This is a genomic window from Moraxella sp. I5G (assembly GCF_055193055.1).
Genome location: NZ_JBUXLH010000012.1, coordinates 12,180 through 33,999 on the forward strand (window position 1 = coordinate 12,180; position 21,820 = coordinate 33,999).

Consider the following 21,820-nt stretch of genomic DNA (forward strand, 5'->3'; position numbering starts at 1 on the left):
AGTTTGATAAATGGGCAGGTAAGGAGGCGTACCCCCTTACTTTAATCAGTATGATTTAATTGGAATTTTATTTCTTTTCTTTTAAATCAATATTGATACCCAATGAACGAATTTCTTTGGTTAATACGTTAAACGATTCTGGCATACCAGGGTTCATATACTGCTCACCATCAACGATGTTTTTATACATGCGGGTACGCCCCTCCACATCATCGGATTTAACCGTGAGCATTTCTTGCAAGGTGTAAGTTGCACCATACGCCTCTAATGCCCAAACTTCCATCTCACCAAATCTTTGACCACCAAATTGAGCTTTACCGCCCAATGGTTGCTGAGTCACTAATGAGTATGAACCTGTTGAACGGGCATGCATTTTATCATCCACCAAATGGTTAAGTTTTAACATATACATATAGCCCACGGTTACTGGACGGTCAAATTTTTTGCCTGTACGACCATCATAAAGTGTTTGCTGTCCAGTCTTAGACAAACCTGCCAGTTCAAGCAATGATTTGATTTGCGTTTCTTCAGCACCATCAAATACTGCTGTACCCATTGGTACACCTTGACGTAAGTTTTGAGCAAGTGCAAGTAAATCATCATCAGATAAACTATCCAAATCTACCTGCTCACCCCCAACTTGGTTATAAATTTTATCCAGGAATACTCGCAATTCACTAATTGCTGCCTTGGCTTTTAGCATTTCATCAATCTTTTCACCAAGACCGCGAGCAGCCATGCCTAAGTGTGTTTCCAAGACTTGACCAATATTCATACGAGACGGTACACCCAGCGGGTTTAATACGATGTCTACAGGGTTGCCCTTACTGTCATATGGCATGTCTTCTACAGGCATGATGCGAGAAACTACGCCTTTGTTACCATGACGACCTGCCATCTTATCACCAGGCTGGATACGACGTTTTACCGCTAAATACACTTTGACAATTTTTTGTACGCCATGCGCCAAATCATCACCTGCAGTCAATTTGCGTTTTTTCTCGGCAAATTTATCATCGATTTCTTTTTGTTTATCCACTAAAAAATCTGAGATTTGTGTTAAACGCTCTGAAATCTCTTCTTCAGCTGGCTGAATGTCAAACAAAGTATCTAAGGCAAGATTTTCTAAATCAGCTGATGTCAAAACAGTGCCTGCCTTAAATCCAGCACCGCCACTGACTTTCTCACCCTCAAGCAACGCCATGACACGACTACGGGCAGCAGCTTCAAAAATTACCAACTCTTCTTTTAAATCTTTTCGATAATCATCAAGCATTGCTTTTTCAATGGCTTTAGCGCGACTGTCTTTTTCCAAACCATCGCGAGTAAATACCTGAACATCAATAACGGTGCCTTTGGTCGATGATGGTACACGCAGTGAAGTATCTTTTACATCAGCAGCTTTTTCACCAAAGATTGCACGTAAAAGCTTTTCTTCGGGAGTGAGTTGGCTTTCCCCTTTTGGCGTTACTTTACCCACCAAAATATCACCAGCACTAACTTCAGCACCAATGTATACAATTCCCGCTTCATCCAAATTAGATAATGCTGCTTCGCCCACATTTGGAATATCGCCTGTAATTTCTTCAGGTCCAAGCTTGGTATCACGCGCCACACAAGTTAATTCTTGAATATGAATGGTGGTAAAACGGTCTTCTTGCACCACACGCTCTGATAACAAGATGGAATCTTCAAAGTTATAACCATTCCAAGGCATGAACGCCACGCGCATATTTTGACCTAATGCCAACTCACCCAAATCAGTTGATGGTCCATCTGCCAAAATATCGCCTTGAGCAATAACATCGCCTGCATTTACAATCACACGTTGGTTGATACAGGTATTTTGATTGGAACGAGTGTACTTAATCAAATTATAAATATCAATCCCTGCTTCACCCGCTGTCATTTCATCTTCATTGACGCGCACAATAATACGACTAGCATCAACTTCTTCTACAACACCGCCACGTTTAGCAACCACACACACCCCACTATCACGTGCTACGTGGCGCTCCATACCAGTACCAACAAGTGGTTTATCTGAACGCAAAGTTGGTACGGCCTGACGCTGCATGTTTGACCCCATCAAAGCACGGTTAGCATCATCATGCTCTAAAAATGGAATTAGGCTTGCAGCAACTGACACTACCTGACGAGGCGATACATCCATGTGGGTAACTTTGGATGGACTCATACGCACAGACTCACCTTGGTGACGAACCATAACCATCTCTTCGGTCAACTCGCCCTTTTCATTCATGGGTGAATCTGCCTGAGCAATCACCATGCCCACTTCTTCAATTGCTGATACATACTCAATTTCATCGGTAACGCATCCATCAATAACACGACGATACGGAGTTTCCAAGAAACCAAAATTATTTGTTTTCGCAAAAACTGCCAAAGAGTTAATCAAACCGATGTTTGGACCTTCAGGTGTTTCAATTGGACAAACACGACCATAATGGGTAGTATGTACGTCTCGTACCTCAAATCCTGCTCGTTCACGCGTCAAACCACCCGGGCCCAGTGCTGACACACGGCGTTTGTGAGTAATCTCTGACAATGGGTTGTTTTGGTCCATAAACTGAGACAGCTGACTAGAACCAAAAAATTCTTTAATAGAAGCAACCACAGGTTTTGAGTTAATTAAATCTTGTGGAGATAAATTATCTGATTCAGCATTAGTTAAACGCTCTTTAACCGCTCTCTCAACGCGCGCCAGACCAATACGGAACTGATTCTCTGTCATTTCGCCAACAGAGCGAATACGACGGTTACCCAAATGGTCAATATCATCAACTTCGCCACGACCATTGCGAATTTCGATCAGTTCTTTCACCACATCAATAATGTCTTCTTTGGACAAAACACCTTGCTGGCGCTGAACCTCGATATCGTCTGAATCGATAAATTCACGACCTAAACGACGGTTAAACTTCATACGACCAACATTGGATAAATCGTAACGCTCTTGGCTAAAGAACATGGTTTCAAACAATTTTTCAGCAGCATCTAAAGTAGGTGGTTCACCCGGACGCATAACCTTATAAATTTCAACCAGTGCTTCCTCACGTGTTGTAACTACATCGGCGCGCAATGTATCAGCAATATAAGTACCATGATCGATATCATTGGTAAATAGGATTTTAAATTCTTGAATATTTTTCTCAGCCAGTTTTACCAAAAGTTCATGGTCAATCAATGAATTAGCACGAGCAATCACTTCATCATCAACTACGATATCTTCTGCTAAAATGCGCTCATATAAATATTCATCGGGCACAGCCAACTTGGTCATATTTGCTGCTTGCAATTTTTTGATGCGATTAGCGTTGATACGCTTGCCCTGCTCTACAATTACTGTACCATCAGGAGCAACGATATCAAATTGAGCCATCTCACCCGTCAAACGTTCAGGAATCAACTCAATCTCAAACTGCTCTGCGCCCTTATAGATGGTTGTTGTTTCAAAAAACGTGTGCAAGATATCGCTAGTAGTCATACCAATAGCACGCAAAATAATACTTGCTAATAGTTTACGACGACGGTCAATACGGGCGTATACTAAATCCTTAACATCAAATTCAAAATCCAACCAAGAACCGCGATAAGGGATGATGCGAGCATTGTATAACACCTTACCACTTGAATGGGATTTACCCTTATCATGGTCAAAAAACACACCAGGAGAACGATGTAGTTGAGAAACGATTACGCGTTCAGTACCATTAATAATAAATGTACCATTATCTGTCATCAATGGAATTTCACCCATATAGACACTTTGTTCACGAACATCTTTGATGCTGGTTTTATTATCTTTATCTTTAATTACTAAACGAATTTTAACACGTAAAGGCGCAGCAAAAGTTGAGCCACGCATGATGCACTCACGCTCATCAAATTCTGGTTTACCTAAATAATACTCAACAAATTGCAACTCAGCGTTGCCTGAGTGGCTAACAATTGGAAAAATTGAGGAAAAGGCTGCCTGTAATCCTACATTGGCACGTCCCTTAGGTTTTTTATGTTCTTGTAGAAATTGCTCATAAGAATCCACCTGAATGGCGAGCAAATAAGGCACGTCCATCACATCTGGCAGCCTAGAAAAACTTTTGCGAATGCGTTTCTTTTCAGTATAAGAATATGCCATCAAGATTCCTTAATAAACAGTGGTAAAAACACGCTAAATTGATTTTAATTAGTAAGGTGGACAACCAAACCGCTAATCTTCAGCTCAAATCAACCAATCAAAGATACGAAAACAAGCCAAATACTTCTGTATTTAGCTTTTAGAATAATTGGTCAGTCAATAGGTGCTTGCATAGGAGCATGGATTCTTTTTGAAGCAACCAATGATGTAAAAATCATTAAAGTTACATAAAAGGTCAAATCCTGTATTTTACAGCAAAAAACCCAACAATGCAACTACATTGTTGGATTTTATCAATTTTGTCAAACAGCTAAGCTGCTTTAAGAAAATTATTTAAGCTCAACGCTTGCGCCAGCTTCTTCAAGTTTTTTCTTAAGTTCTTCAGCATCAGCTTTAGAAGCGCCTTCTTTAACTACTTGTGGCGCACCTTCAACTAGGTCTTTAGCTTCTTTTAGACCTAAGCCAGTTACTTCACGAACCACTTTAATTACAGCTACTTTCTTATCGCCAGCGCTAGTTAATACAACGTCGAAATCATCTTTTTCTTCAGCAGCAGGAGCGTCACCACCAGCAACAGGAGCAGCGGCTAAAGCGGCGGCAGATACGCCAAATTTCTCTTCCATCGCGGTGATAAGTTCAACGATTTCCATTACTGATTTTTCAGCAATCGCATCTAGGATTTGTTCATTAGTCAATGACATAGCAATTATTCCTATAGAAATAAAAAAATAAAGTTAATAAACGGCACAATTATGCCGCTTCTTCAGCTTGCAATTTATCACGTAAAGCAGCCAAGGTGCGAGCTAGTTTGCCAGCAGCGGCCTCTTTCATGGTACCCATTAGACGCGCAATTGCTTCGTCGTAGGTTGGTAAGGTTGCAAGTTTATCAATAGATTTTGCATCAATAAATTCGCCTTCAAAAGCTGCGCCTTTGATTTCGAACTTGTCGTTAGCCTTTGCAAATTCCTTAAATAAACGAGCGGCCGCACCAGGGTGCTCATTTGAAAATGCAATTAAAGTAGGCCCAACAAACACATCACTCATGCACGCAAATTCAGTGTCTGCCAATGCACGACGCAATAAAGTATTACGTACAATGCGCACATCCACACCCGCCGCGCGAGCTGATTTACGAAGTTCGGTCATCTTAGCTACTGTAACGCCACGAGAATCGGCAACTACAGCAGAGAGCGCACCTTTGGCAACTTCACTTACTTCAGCAACAATTGCTTGTTTGTCTTGAAGATTTAATGCCATGGGTTGTCTCCATATTTATCACAAAGTGATAAGCAAATTTTACAAATATCAACTCAAATGTCGTATTTGCACCAATATTACGGTGACAATTAGTCTTACCGTCTGCGTAGGCTGGAATTTTAAACCAACAATTTTAATTATTAGTACCTACGGTCTTAGACAGCACAACCCGTGTGCTGAACTAAATTTATTACTTAAGGGGTGCTATTATAGGCAAAAAACCAGAAAAATCAAGTCAAATTTTTTGCCGAAACATCCAAAAAGTTGTCAAATCAATTATTTATTAGCACGGTGTGGTACCGGGTCAATAGCAATACCAGGCCCCATAGTGCTTGATAAAGTAATTTTTTTGATGTAGATGCCTTTTGAAGTTGCTGGTTTAGCACGCTTCAAGTCGTTTAATAATGCAGTGGCATTTTGCTCAATTTGTTCACCAGTAAAGCCAATCTGACCAATTGAAGCGTGAATAATACCTGCTTTATCAACACGGTATTGTGCTTGACCTGCCTTAGTATTTTTAACTGCGGTAGCAACATCAGCAGTCACTGTGCCGACTTTTGGGTTTGGCATTAAACCACGTGGACCTAAGATGGTACCTAGTTGTCCTACCACACGCATTGCATCAGGAGCGGCAATCACAACATCAAAATCTAGGTTGCCAGCCTTAATACTTTCAGCCAAATCTTCAAAACCAACTACATCAGCGCCCGCCTCTTTAGCGGCATCAGCAGCAGCACCTTGTGCAAAAACAGCAACACGTTTAGTTTTGCCAGTACCAGCAGGTAGGTTGGTTGCGCCACGAACTACTTGATCAGATTTTCGTGGGTCAACGCCTAGATTGATTGCAATATCAATAGACTCTTTGAATTTTGCTGGTGGTAATTCATTTAAGATTGCCACAGCTTCTTCAATGGTGTATAGTTTGGTATTATCAATTTTTTCATTGATAAGTTTTTGACGCTTAGTTAGCTTAGCCATTATACACCCTCCACATTTAGACCCATTGAGCGAGCAGTACCTGCAATGGTACGAACTGCTGACTCAAGATCGGCAGCGGTCAAGTCTGCTTCCTTGGTTTTTACGATTTCTTCTAATTGAGCACGCGTTACTGTACCAACTTTAGTTTTATTAGGCACAGCAGAACCTTTGGCAACGCCAGCGGCTTTACGCAGTAATACAGCTGCTGGTGGTGATTTCATGACAAATGTAAATGATTTGTCATTAAATACTGTAATTACCACAGGCACAGGCAATCCTGGCTCCATGTTTGAAGAAGCGGCGTTAAACTCTTTACAGAACGCCATGATGTTCACGCCTTTTTGACCCAATGCAGGACCAATTGGTGGTGAAGGGTTTGCTTTGCCAGCAGGCACTTGTAGTTTGATGTAGCCATCAATCTTTTTTGCCATGAGAAAGTTCTCCAGTTATGGGTAAAACGCTAAAAATTTAGCTCCCCGATGATAATAAAACCCAATTCTTACTTGGGGAGGCGAGCATTATACAGCCATTATAAAATTTTTTCAACTTTAGTAAATTCAAGTTCTACTTCCGTTGGACGGCTAAACACACTCACCGTTAAGAACAATTTTGATTTATCATAGTCCACTTTTTTAACTTGACCTTTAAAATCAGTAAATGGACCATCAATAATCAATACTTCTTCACCTGGTTCAAAAATAGTTTTTGGACGTGGGGCTTCAGAAGCTTTATTGATGCGATTTAAAATACGGTCAGCCTCAGCTTGGGTAATTGCCGCAGGGTGTTCAGGGGTGCCACCAATAAATCCAGTGATGTTTGGACAGCTTTTAACAATATGCCAAGTGTCTTCACGCATTTCCATATTAATCAGTACATATCCTGGAAATAATTTGTGCTCAACTGTGCGTTTTTTACCATCACGAATTTCAATCACTTCTTCTGTTGGCACCAATACATCACCAAAATATTCAGTCAATTCACTACGTTTGATTCGCTCTATTAATGCTCTTTGCACTTGTTTTTCATACCCTGAAAATGCTTGAATGATATACCAACGCATAATACACCTAAATTATCTTATATTTTAATATGCAAAATCACACATAAAACAAGCTCATGCGTGATTCTAATCTGGAAGGATTGTATCCACCAACAAAATCGGGTTCCACCATTTTTAAATGGCAAAACTGAAACTGCTAAGGAAGATTTGACAAAACAAATTAATTTAAAATCAAACCAAATAACTGATTAAATAAAGTATCAATCAGCCAAATAAAAATCCCAACAATCACCATTACCACAATCACTTGCCAAGTGTAACGAATGGTTTCATCTTTGCCAGGCCAAGTGACACGTCTTAATTCAATGCCTGCATCTTTTAATAACACTCTGAACGCCCTACCTTGATGAGTAAAGGCCAAACAAACCCCAGCAAGCACAACCAACAGCAAAGTAATGGCGATTTGTGTCCAAGGATTGCTAGCAGGAAGCCAGTACTTAGGTAGGTATTGCGAAATCAATGTTGAACTAATCAATGCTAATATAGCAATCAACCATAAAATCATATCTTTGATTGAGCGTGTTTTAGCAACTTCAACAACATTTTCTTCAGACACAACAACAGCTTTGCGTTTATTTAGCAAATCTTGGGCAAGTGCTTTTGCATCGGCAAGTTTATTTTCTAAATTGTCTTTATTATCACTCATGCAGAAATCTGCCTTGAATTGGCTAACTTTGGAGAAATACAGGAAAATTTTGAAGAAAAGATGGCAGGCGACGAGGGACTCGAACCCCCAACCCTCGGATTTGGAGTCCGATGCTCTACCAATTGAGCCAGTCGCCTAGGGTGTTAAGGACTGTTATTATAACAATGATTTTTAATTTTGCAAGTATTTTTTATAAAATTATTTTGTTTTTGGCTTATAAGAGCCTAAATAAATTGCCAACATAACTAAAAAGACGCCCAACCACTGCATTAAATTAATTGGTTTGGCAAGCCAAAAATAATCAATGAGTAATGCCGCGACAGGTTCACTTAACAATAAAAGCCCAGTTAAGGTTAAGGCAATCTTGGGGATACTATAAGCTATCAATCCCCAAGCAACACATTGCATCAGTGTGCCATAAATTACAATCCAAAAAATATCGTACACATCCACTGGAATTATTTTACCAGAATCCACAATCAGCATAATTGGAAAAAGTGCAGTTGCACCACTAATGCCAATCACGCCCATCATCGGAAAAAGTGGTATGCTTGCCATCTCGTGAGCACGGCGGATAAATACCATAGAAACCGCCAGACACAGCCCTGATAAAATACCCCAGATAAAGCCCCATAATGCGCTTTGATTGTGTTTAAATTCTGGACTTGCTATTAAAGCAACACCAACAGATGCCAAAATCAAACCTAGAATCTGTATGTTAGTTTGGCGCTCTTTAAACCACCAAAAACCAATAAATGCCAAAAAGAAAATTTGTAGGCTATTTAGTAAGGTTGAAATTCCAGGTCCTACAGCGTAAATGCTTTCGTGCCAAAGCGCTAAGTCCAAACCCAGCACCGCACCCGCTAATATTGCAAATTTTAAAGCATGGTGGTTTTTAGGAAATGATTGTTTAAATATAAAAGATAGTAAAAGAAAAATGGGAGCAGACACCAAAAGTCGCCAAAATGCCATGGCAAAGCCGCCTAAATTTTCAACATGAGCAACAATCAAACTGCCCATACCAAAAAGTACACAGCCAAACACCAAACCTATCATAGAAAACCAATGTTCTGATTTGTTTGCCATTTTTAGCATATAACAATCCCTGTCTTTATCTTACTATTTTTTGTTTACCACCTAAAGTCGTTGATTGTCATTTAATATTGTCAAAAATTGTGTTTCATCAATGATTTTTACATTCAATGCTTGAGCCTTGTCCAGTTTACTACCTGCTTTTTCGCCAGCTAATAAAGCGGTGGTTTTTGCTGAAATACTTCCTGAAACTTTTGCTCCTAATGCTTGCAAATGCGCTTTAGCTTCATCACGTCCCATCTGTGATAATGTGCCAGTAACAACCCAAGTTTGACCATTTAAGGGTAAATCTTGGGTGGTTTTATTCACTATTTGCCAACAAACCCCTAAGGCAAGCAGCTCATTTATCACTTCCATATTATGAGAAGCACGGAAAAAATCATAAATATTATGCGCGGTAATTTCACCAATATCCACCACATTTAATAATGCCTCTACACTAGCATTTTGCAAAGCAGATAAATCACCAAAATGCTCAGCAAGATTTAATGCGGTGCTTTCACCTACTCCACGAATACCAAGTGCAAAAATAAAACGGGGCAATGTTGTATTTTTAGATTTTTCAATGGCAGTCAACATGTTTTGTACTGATTTTTCACCCAATCCTTCCAAACTTGCCAGTTGAGACTGTTTTTCTCTTAATTTATAAATATCGGCAACGGTCTTAACAAAACCCATTTGAAAAAAACTAATCAACCATTGTTTGCCCAATCCATCAATATTCATTGCTTTTCGGCTAACAAAATGAATTAGAGCTTCTTGAGCCTGCGCATTGCAAAACAGTCCACCCGTGCACCGCGCTAACGCTTCTCCTTCTGGCAAAATCACAGGCGAACTACACACTGGACAAGTTTTAGGTAACTGTATTGGGTAAGCGTCTTGCGGACGGAGTTCTTTGAGCACCTTACCAACTTTAGGAATGACATCCCCTGCCCGATGAATGCTCACCATATCACCAGCCATCAAGCCTAAACGACCAATTTCCCCAAAATTATGCAGTGTTACATTACTTACTGTAACTCCGCCCACCATAACCGGTTCAAGTTTACCCACAGGTGTTAGCTGGCCGGTACGCCCAACTTGCCATTCTACAGATATCAGTTTGGTTACAGCGGTGGTTGCAGTAAATTTATAAGCAGTTGCCCAACGCGGTTCACGACTTAAAAAACCCAAATCATCTTGTAAAGCTAACGAATCAACCTTTACCACCATACCATCAATTTCAAAAGGTAGTGATTGGCGTTTTTGGCTAACCTCTTCATAATAAGCTTGAATTTGCTCAATATTGTCTGCTAATTTAAATGGCGATACTTCAAATCCTTGATTTTGCAAAAAAATCAAGGCGCCGCTTTGAGTATCAACATCCTCAGGCAACCCCTGAGCGACCGCGTAACCAAAAAATGCCAGAGGACGAGCGGCAGCGACGGCAGGATTTAACTGACGAAGCGAACCTGCAGCAGCATTTCTAGGATTGGCAAAGGTTTTTTCACCCTTTTGCTCATTATCTTTGTTTAATTTAGCAAAACCAGCTTTTGGTATCAAAACCTCACCACGCACCTCCAAAAGCTCAATATCTACACATTTTGGCAAAAAAAGTGGTAAATTGCGGATAGTTTTGACATTTAAGGTAATGTCTTCACCCACCTTACCATCACCACGAGTAACTGCTTGAGTAAATAAACCACGCTGGTATTTTAACGAGACTGCCAACCCATCCAATTTAAGTTCCATTTCAAATTTTGGGTTTTGATTTTTTGCATCCAAACGCTCATTAATTCGGCGAATAAAATGCCCCAAATCGTCTTGATGAAACACATTGCCAAGCGATAACATAGCAATGTCATGATGGACTTCTACAAAAGCAGGTAAAGGCTTATCACCTACTTTATCTGTTGGGCTATCTGGCTGTTTACAATCAGGAAAATCATGCTCCAAAGCTAATAATCTTTGACGCAAACTATCATACTCTTCATCACTGATGGTAGGATTATCCAGCACATAATAAGCATGATTGTGCTGTTTTAAGGTTCGAATCAAAAGACGCATTTGCTCAATAATGGACTGCTGCATAAATTTCCTTTATGTTTTAGTTATTGTTCAGGTTGATAATTTGCTACTTGTATGCCTAATTTATCAAAATCTTCATCGTTAAATGTGTAACCGCCCTCATCATGAATTTCTGCATGCAATGCCCTAGCAAAAGAACGAGCTGTACTGACCATAACTTTATAAGCTCTGTAGGCGTGTGGATGCGGCAAAGATAAAAATAATGATAATCCTGAAAAACGCTGTTCAGGCAGTGTATTTGGGTCAAAATCCTGAACATTACCATCACGTCCAACCCCCAACATACTAAACCATAAAATACCTGTACCCTCTTTGTCATCTTCGTAGCGATGATACATGCCCATCACGCCAAATTTTAATCCATAAGAACGAATGAGATTCATTACTTCCTTGCCTGATATTCCAACTGTATGATTGTATGGAGTAATAAATAAGGTTACGGTATCTTTTGCATTTAACAATGGGTCGTTATTTTGTTCAAAATTTTCTTCTTTGTTTAAATGATTGTCAAGAATGGGTGAATTACTATCAAAGGTGTGTTTGACCGTTGTCAAAATATCTCTACCTTCTCTTTCGCCAGTCATGGTTTGATGATTGATTGTTTGCTGGCTTTGGTTGGAAGAATTTTCAGCAGCATGCGCAAGTCGCGATAATGCATCCTCATCACCCAAGTTGATTTTGATGTCATCATTTGATGGCTCTGGCTCAACAACAGCATCAACACGTTCTGCTCTAGGTAAAATTGGCAAATTGTTTTTATATTCTAGTGATTTATCATCGCCCTTGTAGGTTTTAGAACGCATGAATTGGATTAACATAAATAAACCCACCAACATCACAATGACAATCAGCACAACAATAAAAGTATTCATACAGCGAAAACTCTAACATTTTTTAAGAAAATTCTTTATAGTTTAGCACGCTTATGTTTTTTCGTCATCATTAGTTCAAGACTAATCTTTGGACAATTTTAACATATATTATAACTGGGTAAATTAAATGGAAATTTTTCTTCAAGCCTTCTGAATATAAGGTTTGATTAAATCTGCCATTAATAAAATATGTTCACTGTTTGCATTAAGCGCAGGAATATAAGCATAGTTTTTGCCACCTGCTTGTAGAAAGTTATCGCGATTTTCCACCGCCAATTCTTCTAAAGTTTCCAAGCAGTCTGCAGAAAAAGCAGGGCTAATCACCTGCACTGATAAACCCTGATGACCCCATTCGCTTAATAACTCATCAGTATATGGTTTTAACCATTCTTGCGCACCAAATCTAGACTGAAAACTCATTTGCCATTCATGACTTGCCAAACCTAATTCACTGGCTAAAAGTACGGCAGTTTTTCGGCATTCATCAGCATAGGGGTCGCCTTTATCAGCATAAGGTTTAGGAATGCCATGAAAACTCATAAGGAGCTTATCAGCACGTCCATTTTTTTCCCAAAAATCTCGTACGCTTTTTGATAATGCCTGAATATATAAAGGATGGTCGTGATAATCACGAATAAAAATTAGCTCAGGTAAATCACGAATGCCCTTAAAATATTCAGCTACTTTGTCAAAAACAGCGGCGGTTGTGGTTGCTGAATGCTGTGGATATAACGGCAAAATAACCAAGCGATTAAAACCTTCTTTTTGCACATCTGCCAACACCTGTTTAATATTGGGATTGCCATACGTCATCGCAAAAAAAACGTTCGTTTGTAAATGATTTTGTAAAGCATGGGCTTGCTGTTTTAAAATAGCCAAAAGCGGTGAACCGTCATCTGTCCAAATACTTTGATACGCATGAGCTACTTTTTGGGGGCGAGTGGTCAAAACAAATAACCGTAAAATAACCTGCCAAATAAATACTGGAATCTCTATCACACGCGTATCGCTTAAAAATTCTTTTAAATACGCGCGCACGCCTTTTGGTGTTGGACTATCTGGTGTACCAAGATTGACCAAAACAATTGCTGTTTTTTTATTATAAGATGAAAGAGCCATTGTTGCCTTTATCAATGATTTAAAATGCTTGTTAGTTTAGCACTTTTTAACCATTTAATTGTAAATTAATTTCAATATAAGTTGATGTAAATATCATTGAATCTGTATTTTGTTTACAGATATCAAAATAACATTTTGTTACATTATCATCACGCCTTGTTGCATTATAATGGTGTAAGTAGTTTATTTTTTAAGGCATTTTTATGATTCCCATCAAACACAAAATGACTGAACAGCCAAAAACCAATCGACAACCTGAAAAATGGTTCAGAATACTTTTATGGATAATTGCATTAATTTTTGCAGGATTTTTGATTGGGCTTGGCGGGAAAATTGTAGGTGATTTGCCACTAATTCAATCAGAACCCAAAGAAATCGCTGATTATGTTGATGATAAAAATACTTACCAGCAGTTAAAACAGGAACTTACTCGTCAGCAAAATATACAAAAAGACATACAAAATCAATATGATACGGTTTCATTGCAATTAGAACAGCAAAAAACCATTACCCAAAATGCTCAACACAGTTTTAACAATTGGCTGGCAACTCGCAGTGTTACTGAGCAATCCACCCAAAACCCCGAAGTTATTAAACGCACCAACGAACTGGACAATCTAAAAGCTAAAGAAGCCGAAATCCAAAAAAATCTGGCGGTCATTGAACAAAAACAATTATCCAGTGAACAGTCTTATAATGATACCCAAGATAAAATCCAAAACCTAGAAGACATTGCTCAACACGCCAAAACTCAAGATGACCAAAAAATTGAACTTAGAGTGTTTATTTATCGGTTATTAATTACATTGCCGTTGTTGCTTTTAGCGTGGTATTTATTTACCAGACATAGAAATGGTAATTTATGGCCTTTTGTTTGGGGGTTTGGTTTTTTTGCCTTGTTTGTGTTTTTTGTTGAACTTGTGCCTTATTTACCCAGTTATGGCGGGTATGTTCGTTATGGTGTAGGTATTATTTTGACATTTGTAGGCGGTCGCTATGCAATTATCGCAATGAATCACTATCTACAGCGTAAAAAAGTTGAGGAAGAAATTTCCAGAAATCAACGTCAATCCCAACTAAACTACGAACAAGCTCAAAATAAACTTGCCAAATCCATTTGTCCAAGCTGTGAGCGTAAATTGGATTTAACCGACAATAATTTGGATTTTTGCCCACATTGTGGCATCTGCATTTTTAATTATTGTGATAACTGCCACACCAGAAACAATGCTTTTAATCACTATTGTTACAAATGCGGAAATGACCATTCTCAATCTTTGGCAAACCACAATACGCCCAAAGTCACCGATGCGTCATCAAATAATCCGTAATCATCGTTAGTGTCTCTGTAGTAAATTAGTTTATGATGATTGCGTCTTGTTGGTTTGGGTGATAAATTACAAGGCTATTAAAGTAATGATAATTTTAGTTTACTGCTCTTAGTTTGACTAAAAACAGCTTTATCATTAAAAGTCATTTTAGGAAAAATATCATGTTTAGCGCCCTAACCAATGCTTTGGGTTTAAATCCATTAAAAGTAGATACCTTGATTGACACGCCAATGGTTGTGGTTGGCGACACTTTGCGTGTGGTCATCGCCATTCAGGGTACAACTGCTGCTAAAACCATCAATCATATCAGTCTACACCTTAATACCATTGCTGAAAACGATACGGACAATGGCGATATTCGTCGTGTACACACTTTAGGAACGGTGTACTTGGCAGATAATTTGACGATTAACGCTCATGAACGTGTTCATTTGCCTTTTGAATTGGCATTATCACCAGAAACACCTGTTACCAATATCTCGTGCGTAAAAAATCAAACCAAACTTTGGCTAGAAACCAAGGTTGATGTTGCTGCTACTTTAGATAGCAAAGACAACGATGAAATCTACACCCTGCCAACGCCTGTAATGGCGAATTTTTTACAAGCGATGGAGCAGGCGGGTTTTAGGCTGCAAAAAACCGATGTTGAAAAAGGCATGGTAACCACGCCTTATGGCACGTCAAGTTTTGGTTGTTATCAAGAGTTTGAGTTTAGTTGTTTTAAACTTGGTTTAAACAGCGTAGAAGTTACCTTTTTACCCAAAGATGATTATACTTATGTGGTTTTAGAAATTGATAGAGCATTTCGTTCAGACAGTTATAAAGTCATTGGATTAAATCCACACATGACAATTAATGATATGGTGTATTTAATACAACAAACCATAGGTGTTTAACTTTAAAAATTTAACCCCAATCATTCAATCACGCCCCAAAAGTTAAAACGGCTTTTGGGGCTGGTTAATTGGTGGTGTTTTTTTAAAACAATCATGTTAAAATGACTTGTTTTTTATTAAATTTATCCGTAATAAATTAAGTGGATGCGCTATGACAACAAAATCCGATACGGCACATGATGCTAAACTGATGCAACAACAACTTGAACAAGCCGCCCTACACTATCACGAACACCCCCGCCCTGGTAAAATCTCCGTTACTCCAACCAAGCAAATCGCCAACCAACGTGATTTAGCATTGGCGTATTCCCCCGGTGTTGCTGTACCATGCCTTGAAATTGAAAAAAATCCCAGTCTTGCTGCTCGTTATACCGCTCGCTCAAACTTGGTGGGTGTTATCACCAATGGTACGGCAGTTTTAGGGCTTGGCAATATTGGTGCCTTAGCCTCCAAACCTGTTATGGAAGGGAAAGGTGTTTTATTTAAAAAATTCGCTGGCATTGACGTTTTTGATATTGAAATTAATGAAACTGACCCTGACAAATTCATTCAAATTGTAGAAAGTCTTGAACCAACCTTTGGTGGCATCAACTTAGAAGACATCAAAGCTCCAGAATGCTTTAAGATTGAAAAAGAATTGCGCGAACGCATGAACATTCCTGTGTTTCATGACGACCAGCACGGTACAGCAATTATTTCAGCCGCCGCCTTATTAAACGCTTTAAAATTAAATGGCAAAAAAATTGAAGACATTACTTTGGTTTGTTCGGGCGCAGGGGCAGCAGCGATTAGCTGTCTTGATTTGGTATGCGCTTTAGGTGCAAAACGAGAAAACATCTACGTTCTGGACTCAAAAGGCGTTATTACCACAGACCGACAAAATTTAGATGAGTCCAAACAGCGTTATGCCAGACAAACCAATAAAAGCACCTTGTCAGAAGTTATGGAAGGCGCGGACGTATTTTTTGGTTTATCTGGTCCTGGTGTGGTTAATCAAGACATGGTACGCAGTATGGCAAAAGACCCAATCATCTTTGCCCTTGCCAATCCAACCCCAGAAATCATGCCTGAGCTTGCCCATGCTGCGCGCTCTGACGTCATCATGGCAACAGGTCGTTCAGACTATCCAAACCAAGTCAATAATGCGTTGTGTTTCCCTTATATCTTCCGTGGTGCTTTAGATGTTGGGGCGACGGTTGTAAATGAAGAAATGAAATTGGCGTGCGTGCATGCCATCGCCGAAATGGCACATCATGAATCCAGTGAACTGGACAAAACAGGCAAAGCCGCCAAACATTTTGGAAAAGATTACTTAATTCCCGGACCACTAGAACCTAATTTGATTTTGGAGATTGCGCCTGCCGTAGCTAAAGCTGCAATGGACAGTGGCGTCGCAACCTCACCTATTACTGATTTTGGTGCATATCGTCAAAAATTATCTGAATTCATCTACAACACCGCCTTGGCAATGAAACCTGTCTTTAACAAAGCCAAAAAAGACCCCAAACGCATTGTTTATGCTGAAGGTGAAGACATTAATGTACTGCGCGCGGTGCAAGTGGTGGTTGATGAACAAATCGCTCTACCCATCTTAGTTGGTCGTCCTTCGGTTATTGAAAAAGAAATCTCTGCTTTGGGTTTGCGTTTGGTAAATGGTGAAAATATCACCATCATTGACCCCAATAATAATCCGCGTTATGAAGAATACTATCAATATTATTATCAAACCAACAGACGTCATGGTGTTAGCCTTGAATTAGCGCGTCGTGATGTTCGCCGCAAAACAACCTTGCATTCTGCACTGATGGTAGAACATGGCGATGCTGATGGCATGATTTGTGGTACATTTGGATATTATCATCTGCATCTAAATTATCTTAATCGCGTAATTGGCAAACGTGAAGGGGTGAAAAAATTATCTGCAATGAGCGCTGTTTTAATGCAAAACCGCAATTTATTCATTGCTGACACCTACATCAATGAAGACCCAACCGCTGAAGAGCTGGCAGAAATGACTGTTTTAGCGGCTGATAGCGTTCGTCGTTTTGGTTTAACGCCAAGAGTTGCCCTGCTTTCTCATTCCAACTTTGGCACGTCTGATCGTGAATCTGCAATTAAGATGCGTCAAGTACATGACATCTTAACTCAAATGAATGTTGATTTTGAATTTGATGGCGAAATGCATGGCGACGTTGCACTTGATGTTCGTATGCGTGAGCAAAATTATCCATTTAGTACTTTAAAAGGTGCAGCGAACTTGCTGATTTTACCAACATTAGATGCTGCTAATATTGCCTTTAATTTACTAAAAACTGCAACTGGTTCGGCAGCTTTAGGTCCAATTTTACTAGGTGCGGATAAACCTGTACATATTTTAACGCCGTCAGCAACCGCTCGACGCATCGTAAATATGACCGCCCTTGTTGTATCTGATGCTCAAGACATGGCAAAATAATTTTTTGACCAATAATTTTTAACCAAGCATCAATTAAATAAAAGCACTCCTTTGGGGTGCTTTTTTTATTCTTCAAAAAACGCTACAATTTATGTTATGTTATTTTTTATCCAAGGTAAATTATGCAAGTATTTTTGGTTGGCGGAGCCGTTCGCGATGGTCTGCTTGGTAAAGCCATTCATGATAAGGATTTTGTTGTGGTTGGCGCAAGTCCTGATGAGCTGCTTGCTTGTGGTTTTACTCAGGTAGGAGTCGATTTTCCTGTGTTTTTGCATCCTGATACACACCATGAATATGCTTTGGCGCGTACTGAGCGAAAAACGGGTAAAAGCCATACTGAATTTGCTGTGCAATTTGATAAAACCATTACTTTAAAAGATGATTTACAGCGTCGGGATTTAACCATCAATGCGCTTGCCATTGAAGTTACAAGTTTATTTGATGACACACCCATAACAGGGCAAGTTATTGATTATTATGGGGGGGTTTTAGATTTACAACAAAAAACTTTACGCCACGTCAGCCAAGCATTTAGTGAAGACCCACTCAGAATTTTGCGTGTGGCGAGGTTTTTTGCGCGCTTTGAAGGTTTTAGCATTGATAGCAACACTCAAAATCTTATGATACAAATGGCAAAAAACGGTGATTTATCTCATTTAAGCAAAGAACGTTTATGGGCTGAAAGCAGTAAAGCCATGCAATGTAAAACTGGTTTTTTGTATTGGCAGGTTTTGGCGGATTTAACGATTTTAGAGCACTTTTTGCCCGATTTAGCAAAACTTTGGCAAGACTTAGGATTAAAAACTCAAACCCTTCTGGCATTATCATTAATTTTTCAAGATGATTTTTTTCTATCTTTATCAGATGACAAACGTTTGATGATGCAATTTTCCCTTTTAACGTCTGGATTTAACCAAAAAAGTTTTATCAACACCACTGCTAAAATGCTTTGTGCGCCCAAAAACTGTCTTAATTTTTCAGAGTTATTCTTTGATTTTAAGGATATTTTGCAAAAAAATTGTTCAGCAGGCGATTTGATAAATTTAATAGAACGCACCAAAGCCCATCAAGAAATCAAAGATAAAAAATCAGCTGAAAACTCAGTTGCTTATATGCTCATTGCAAGCATCTATCTTTATTGTCAAGCCTGCCAAATAACGCCTTTTTACACAATAAGCCAAATAAAAAATATCGTTTATCAATCAATCAGTTATTATCAAAATACCAAAATTCAAGAAATTGATGGTCAATTAACTGGTGCCAAGATTGGTCAAGCCTTAAAAAAAATTCGCATGGCAAAAATTCAAAAACTACTTTGGCTTATTCATCATGATACATAACACAACATTACACAAAACCGCCTTCATTACAGGTGGCGCAAAACGCATTGGTAAAGCCATCAGTCAAGCTCTGCACGCTGATGGATTTAATGTGATTGTTCATTATCATCACAGTCAATATGATGCCAAAAATTTATGCAAAAAACTCAATCAGATTCGCCCAAATTCAGCCGTCAGTTTTGGTTGTGATTTGGCAGTTATAGAAGAGCAAAACCACGCAAAAACATTTTTTAAAAGCGTTAAAGATGCTTTTGGTCGCATTGATGTTTTAGTACACAACGCATCGAGCTTTTATGCCACCCCAAAAACCGATGACTGGGAGAATTTGCATCGCGCTTGGAATGATTTATTTTTAACCAATGCCAAAGCGCCTTATTTTTTAAGTCAATTATTCTTCCAAGAACTTCAAAAAAATCAAGGAAACATTATCAGTATTTTAGACATTCATGCTGATAACAAACCATTTCTTGACCACTGCATTTATACCATGGCAAAAGCCTCCCATCGGTCAATGGTACAATCATTAGCCTTAGAATTTGCACCTTTTGTTTGTGTTAATGGCGTATCACCCGGAGTAAATATTTTTCCAGATAATGATGAGTTTTTTAATTTAAAAATACGCGAACAATTACAAGACTCGGTACCGCTTGGCAAAGCTGGCACGCCAGATGATATTGCCAAAGCAGTGCTGTTTTTTGCCAAATCATCGTATATTACAGGACAAATTTTAGCCGTCGATGGAGGACGTAGTCTAACACTCAAAGGCGGATAATCGCTGATAAACCAGCAACAAACCATTCGTTCTACCAAGTTTTGCTCAAAAGTTGAAAATTATGACAATTTGTCAGTTAAAGTTGCTAATTTTTAGCAAAAAATGCTGACATCAACTCATTTTTAAAGTACAATTACCGCTTCAATTTAATTAGTGAAATTTCCCCAAAATATCTTAGGGTTACCGATGATTTTTGGGGATTATTTTGTAAATTTCGGAGTTGATAGCATAATCAAATCTCAAACACGCCCAGAAATCAGATAATCATCTGTCATTAGCAAGCACGTTTGATAGGTATTAAGCACCCCCAACGCCTTTTGTCTAATTTGCGTTTACGCACGCTTTTGGAGAACTCACGTTGAGTACACCTACTGTTGCTAATGCTGCCAAATTGCAGCGTAATCTTGGTTTATGGCATGTCATTATTATTGGTCTTGCCTACATTCAGCCCATGACCTTACTAGATACCTTTGGTCTGGTATCACAAAAAAGTGGTAGTCATGTTCCCATGTCTTATATTTTTGCTTTAATTGCTATTTTGCTGACCTCCATCAGCTATGGGCATATGATTAAAGCCTATCCATCATCAGGTTCTGCCTATACTTACACCCAAAAAGCCATTAATCCATCTATGGGTTTTATGGTTGGTTGGTCAAGCTGGTTGGATTATTTATTATCGCCTATGGTTAATATTATTTTGGCGGTGATTTATTTAGAAGCCTTATTTCCAAGCGTTCATCATTGGGTTTGGGTAATTAGTTTAACTACCTTAATGACCATTGTTAATTTGTTTGGTTCAAGAGTAGTGGCGTACTTTAACAGTTGGATTGTTTTTGTTCAATTTGCCATTATTGCTGCATTTACCTATATGATTTATGATGCGCTGCAAGCTGGCTCATACGCTTCAGGTACATTAATGCAAGATACTTATGAATTGTGGAGCCTTGAGCCATTTTGGAACAGCATGACGTCTGTTGGCGCTTTGATTACAGGGGCAACGGTTTTATGTTTCTCATTTACAGGGTTTGACTCGTTATCCAGTCTTGCTGAAGAAACCAAAGACGTTAAAAACACCTTACCCAAAGCGATGATTTTAACTACTTTGATTGCAGGGATTGTATTTATTATTAGCACCTATTTTATGCAAACCTATCTGCCATCCGACCCAACAATCTATTTTGAACAGGTTGATGAAACCCAACCTGAAATTTTAATGCTTGTTGGCGGCGCAATTTTTAAAGCGTGGGTTCTAGGCTTTGCTATTGTTACTGTTATGGCTTCAGGTATTTCGGCACACGCTGGTGTTTCGCGTTTGATGTATGTTATGGGTCGCGATGACGTTATTAGCAAAAAAATCTTTGGCACAATCCATCCAAAACTCTTTACACCCGTCAATAATATTTTGATTGCAGGCGCGGTGGCATTAACTGCAGGTTTTATCAGCTTTGAACAAGTTGCTGATTTGATTAGTTTTGGAGCTTTGACTGCATTTAGCTTTGTAAATATTTCTGTGGTCTTTCATTATGCTTTAAGAAACAAACTGGTTAAAAATATTAAAGACATCATCAATTACATCATTGTACCCATTGCTGGCTTTATCAGTGTGTTTTTGATGTGGCTAGAGGTGGATGGTGTTACCTTAAAAGTTGGTTTAATGTGGGCAGCGTTAGGTTTTATCTGGCTAGGCATCAAAACTTCAGGTTTTAAAAAGCCTGTTCCTCAATACAATGAGCATGAGTGATGGTTTAGTTTGTTTTCAGTTTATAAAAGTCTGCT

At 39.0% G+C, this 21,820-nt stretch carries 17 protein-coding genes and 1 tRNA gene; 6 read left to right on the top strand and 12 right to left on the bottom strand.

The genetic code is table 11. The features are described from left to right. Positions 1 to 67: 67 nt before the first annotated feature. From rpoB to hemH, 12 genes are all read right to left on the bottom strand, one after another. On the bottom strand, positions 68 to 4,159 hold the full coding sequence (gene rpoB, locus ACZBKJ_RS07400; RefSeq protein ID WP_463200353.1) for a DNA-directed RNA polymerase subunit beta: 4,092 nt from the start codon (positions 4,157 to 4,159) through the stop codon (positions 68 to 70). A gap of 329 nt (positions 4,160 to 4,488) precedes the next feature. Beyond that, a complete protein-coding gene (gene rplL / locus ACZBKJ_RS07405; RefSeq protein ID WP_463200354.1) occupies positions 4,489 to 4,860 on the bottom strand; it encodes a 50S ribosomal protein L7/L12 in 372 nt (123 codons plus the stop codon). 49 nt (positions 4,861 to 4,909) lie between these two features. After that, positions 4,910 to 5,416, bottom strand: a complete 507-nt coding sequence (gene rplJ, locus ACZBKJ_RS07410) for a 50S ribosomal protein L10 (RefSeq protein ID WP_463200355.1) — start codon at positions 5,414 to 5,416, stop codon at positions 4,910 to 4,912. A 276-nt stretch (positions 5,417 to 5,692) separates the two neighbouring features. Continuing rightward, entirely contained in the window at positions 5,693 to 6,394 is a 702-nt protein-coding gene (rplA, locus tag ACZBKJ_RS07415; RefSeq protein WP_463200356.1) for a 50S ribosomal protein L1, read from the bottom strand. Continuing rightward, complete coding sequence (gene rplK, locus ACZBKJ_RS07420) at positions 6,394 to 6,825, bottom strand: 50S ribosomal protein L11 (RefSeq protein ID WP_463200357.1); 432 nt, start codon at positions 6,823 to 6,825, stop codon at positions 6,394 to 6,396. Before rplK ends, rplA begins: the two co-directional genes overlap by 1 nt. 98 nt (positions 6,826 to 6,923) lie before the next feature. Further along, complete coding sequence (gene nusG, locus ACZBKJ_RS07425; RefSeq protein ID WP_463200411.1) at positions 6,924 to 7,457, bottom strand: transcription termination/antitermination protein NusG; 534 nt, start codon at positions 7,455 to 7,457, stop codon at positions 6,924 to 6,926. Positions 7,458 to 7,614: 157 nt separating this feature from the next. Beyond that, positions 7,615 to 8,100 (bottom strand): preprotein translocase subunit SecE, encoded by a 486-nt coding sequence (gene secE, locus ACZBKJ_RS07430; RefSeq protein ID WP_463200359.1) that lies wholly within the window; start codon positions 8,098 to 8,100, stop codon positions 7,615 to 7,617. A 61-nt stretch (positions 8,101 to 8,161) separates the two neighbouring features. After that, positions 8,162 to 8,237 (bottom strand) — tRNA-Trp (locus ACZBKJ_RS07435). Between the two features lie 61 nt (positions 8,238 to 8,298). Next, positions 8,299 to 9,195, bottom strand: a complete 897-nt coding sequence (locus ACZBKJ_RS07440; RefSeq protein WP_463200360.1) for a DMT family transporter — start codon at positions 9,193 to 9,195, stop codon at positions 8,299 to 8,301. Between the two features lie 42 nt (positions 9,196 to 9,237). Beyond that, entirely contained in the window at positions 9,238 to 11,262 is a 2,025-nt protein-coding gene (ligA, locus tag ACZBKJ_RS07445) for an NAD-dependent DNA ligase LigA (RefSeq protein WP_463200361.1), read from the bottom strand. Positions 11,263 to 11,282: 20 nt separating this feature from the next. Continuing rightward, the gene (locus ACZBKJ_RS07450; RefSeq protein ID WP_463200363.1) at positions 11,283 to 12,131 is read right to left on the bottom strand and encodes a cell division protein ZipA C-terminal FtsZ-binding domain-containing protein; all 849 of its coding nucleotides are present in this window, start codon (positions 12,129 to 12,131) and stop codon (positions 11,283 to 11,285) included. 141 nt (positions 12,132 to 12,272) lie between these two features. Further along, positions 12,273 to 13,250: a ferrochelatase gene (gene hemH / locus ACZBKJ_RS07455; protein ID WP_463200364.1), complete on the bottom strand. Its 978-nt coding sequence runs from the start codon at positions 13,248 to 13,250 to the stop codon at positions 12,273 to 12,275. A 203-nt stretch (positions 13,251 to 13,453) separates the two neighbouring features. Between hemH and ACZBKJ_RS07460 the strand changes: the two genes are divergently transcribed. From ACZBKJ_RS07460 to ACZBKJ_RS07485, 6 genes are all read left to right on the top strand, one after another. After that, positions 13,454 to 14,581 carry a serine endopeptidase gene (locus tag ACZBKJ_RS07460; protein ID WP_463200366.1) on the top strand — a complete coding sequence of 376 codons (1,128 nt, stop codon included), beginning with the start codon at positions 13,454 to 13,456 and terminating at the stop codon, positions 14,579 to 14,581. Positions 14,582 to 14,742: 161 nt separating this feature from the next. Then, a complete protein-coding gene (locus tag ACZBKJ_RS07465) occupies positions 14,743 to 15,477 on the top strand; it encodes a sporulation protein (RefSeq protein WP_463200367.1) in 735 nt (244 codons plus the stop codon). Positions 15,478 to 15,628: 151 nt separating this feature from the next. Then, on the top strand, positions 15,629 to 17,932 hold the full coding sequence (locus ACZBKJ_RS07470; protein ID WP_463200368.1) for an NADP-dependent malic enzyme: 2,304 nt from the start codon (positions 15,629 to 15,631) through the stop codon (positions 17,930 to 17,932). A 122-nt stretch (positions 17,933 to 18,054) separates the two neighbouring features. Next, positions 18,055 to 19,272, top strand: coding sequence for a tRNA nucleotidyltransferase (locus tag ACZBKJ_RS07475; protein ID WP_463200370.1), 1,218 nt, complete (start codon positions 18,055 to 18,057; stop codon positions 19,270 to 19,272). Then, positions 19,262 to 20,044, top strand: coding sequence for a pteridine reductase (locus ACZBKJ_RS07480; protein ID WP_463200371.1), 783 nt, complete (start codon positions 19,262 to 19,264; stop codon positions 20,042 to 20,044). The genes ACZBKJ_RS07475 and ACZBKJ_RS07480 overlap by 11 nt, the downstream gene beginning before the upstream one ends. Positions 20,045 to 20,402: 358 nt before the next feature. After that, positions 20,403 to 21,785, top strand: coding sequence for an APC family permease (locus ACZBKJ_RS07485; protein WP_463200372.1), 1,383 nt, complete (start codon positions 20,403 to 20,405; stop codon positions 21,783 to 21,785). Positions 21,786 to 21,820: the final 35 nt, after the last annotated feature.

What these genes read in the sequence shown, in the direction of transcription:
- rpoB (WP_463200353.1), bottom strand. Translation starts at nt 4,159, where the DNA reads ATGGCATATTCTTATACTGAAAAGAAACGCATTCGCAAAAGTTTTTCT.
- rplL (WP_463200354.1), bottom strand. Translation starts at nt 4,860, where the DNA reads ATGTCATTGACTAATGAACAAATCCTAGATGCGATTGCTGAAAAATCA.
- rplJ (WP_463200355.1), bottom strand. Translation starts at nt 5,416, where the DNA reads ATGGCATTAAATCTTCAAGACAAACAAGCAATTGTTGCTGAAGTAAGT.
- rplA (WP_463200356.1), bottom strand. Translation starts at nt 6,394, where the DNA reads ATGGCTAAGCTAACTAAGCGTCAAAAACTTATCAATGAAAAAATTGAT.
- rplK (WP_463200357.1), bottom strand. Translation starts at nt 6,825, where the DNA reads ATGGCAAAAAAGATTGATGGCTACATCAAACTACAAGTGCCTGCTGGC.
- secE (WP_463200359.1), bottom strand. Translation starts at nt 8,100, where the DNA reads ATGAGTGATAATAAAGACAATTTAGAAAATAAACTTGCCGATGCAAAA.
- ACZBKJ_RS07440 (WP_463200360.1), bottom strand. Translation starts at nt 9,195, where the DNA reads ATGCTAAAAATGGCAAACAAATCAGAACATTGGTTTTCTATGATAGGT.
- ligA (WP_463200361.1), bottom strand. Translation starts at nt 11,262, where the DNA reads ATGCAGCAGTCCATTATTGAGCAAATGCGTCTTTTGATTCGAACCTTA.
- ACZBKJ_RS07450 (WP_463200363.1), bottom strand. Translation starts at nt 12,131, where the DNA reads ATGAATACTTTTATTGTTGTGCTGATTGTCATTGTGATGTTGGTGGGT.
- hemH (WP_463200364.1), bottom strand. Translation starts at nt 13,250, where the DNA reads ATGGCTCTTTCATCTTATAATAAAAAAACAGCAATTGTTTTGGTCAAT.
- ACZBKJ_RS07460 (WP_463200366.1), top strand. Translation starts at nt 13,454, where the DNA reads ATGATTCCCATCAAACACAAAATGACTGAACAGCCAAAAACCAATCGA.
- ACZBKJ_RS07465 (WP_463200367.1), top strand. Translation starts at nt 14,743, where the DNA reads ATGTTTAGCGCCCTAACCAATGCTTTGGGTTTAAATCCATTAAAAGTA.
- ACZBKJ_RS07470 (WP_463200368.1), top strand. Translation starts at nt 15,629, where the DNA reads ATGACAACAAAATCCGATACGGCACATGATGCTAAACTGATGCAACAA.
- ACZBKJ_RS07475 (WP_463200370.1), top strand. Translation starts at nt 18,055, where the DNA reads ATGCAAGTATTTTTGGTTGGCGGAGCCGTTCGCGATGGTCTGCTTGGT.
- ACZBKJ_RS07480 (WP_463200371.1), top strand. Translation starts at nt 19,262, where the DNA reads ATGATACATAACACAACATTACACAAAACCGCCTTCATTACAGGTGGC.